The organism is Pseudomonas sp. Yb2C2, from assembly GCF_052112325.1.
In the GTDB taxonomy this organism is placed as follows: domain Bacteria; phylum Pseudomonadota; class Gammaproteobacteria; order Pseudomonadales; family Pseudomonadaceae; genus Aquipseudomonas; species Aquipseudomonas marginalis.
Genome location: NZ_JAVAJK010000064.1, coordinates 1 through 506, shown reverse-complemented (window position 1 = coordinate 506; position 506 = coordinate 1). Strand labels below are relative to the sequence as shown.

Here is a 506-nt window from a genome sequence, read left to right as displayed (position 1 = left end):
CGCCAGCCCCAGAAACCCGCGATTAAAGCACTGAGGCACAGCCAACCCCAACCGCGAATGAAATCACTGGCATTGAGCATCGCCAATGTCAGCCCGGGCAGATCCTGGCGCGCCTGGGAAAACGCGCTGACCACCTGGGGCACCACGTAGCTGAGCAAAAAAATCACGATGCCGATGGACACCAGCCCGACCACACCGGGGTAGATAAAGGCGGTGAGGATCTTGCCGCGCAGGTTGTTGCGCTCCTCGATGTAGTCGGCCAGGCGTTCCATCACCTGGGCCAGGTCGCCGGACTCCTCCCCCGCCGCGATCAGTGCGCGGTAGATCGACGGAAAGTCCCGTGGCCGTGCCGCCAAGGCATCCGCCAGACGCATGCCGCCGCGTACATCGGCACGCACGGCGGCCAGGGTCTGGGCGATGTGTTTTTTCTCCGCCTGTTCCACCGTGGCGCTTAATGCCGCCTCCAGGGGCAGGCTGGCGCCGAGCAGGCTCGCCAGTTGCCGCGT

The 506-nt window shown here is 64.8% G+C and carries 1 protein-coding gene; it reads right to left on the bottom strand.

Annotated features, from left to right (window positions below; genetic code table 11):
• Positions 1–506: type II secretion system F family protein (locus Q8X51_RS32165; RefSeq protein WP_407694948.1), on the bottom strand; the 506-nt coding region annotated here is incomplete at both ends.